This window comes from Klebsiella sp. HMSC09D12 (assembly GCF_001808475.1).
GTDB classification, from domain to species: domain Bacteria; phylum Pseudomonadota; class Gammaproteobacteria; order Enterobacterales; family Enterobacteriaceae; genus Klebsiella; species Klebsiella oxytoca.
Genome location: NZ_KV793506.1, coordinates 220675 through 221043, shown reverse-complemented (window position 1 = coordinate 221043; position 369 = coordinate 220675). Strand labels below are relative to the sequence as shown.

Here is a 369-nt window from a genome sequence, read left to right as displayed (position 1 = left end):
CGCTCAGGTAGACCTGGCCGTTATCGGCGACGATACTGCTGGCCTGGCTATCGACAGCGGAGGCTATGGCGCCAAAAGGAACCGGTTTACCGTTGTGAGTCAGCGTCATCAGCAGCTTCATGCCGACGCTGGCCTTAAATTCGGCGCGCGCAATCGCCCCGTGGGTGGGCACAATACTGACCACCGCATCATCAAGGTCGACGTTATTGGCCAGCGTATTGGTGTCCAGCGCCACCCGGTTTTCCCGGTATTCGGTGGCGTAGGGCAGAACGGCGTAGCCGCGCCAGTCGGTCCGTACCCCGGTCTGGTTTTCTACCTTCACGCCATCTGCGCCGGGGGCTTTGATCAGCACGACCGTGTCGTTCATCG

1 protein-coding gene is annotated in these 369 nt (G+C 61.0%); it reads right to left on the bottom strand.

Going from position 1 to position 369, the window contains the following annotated elements:
- Nucleotides 1-369: fimbria/pilus outer membrane usher protein (locus HMPREF3178_RS31175; RefSeq protein ID WP_175438967.1), on the bottom strand; the 369-nt coding region annotated here is incomplete at both ends.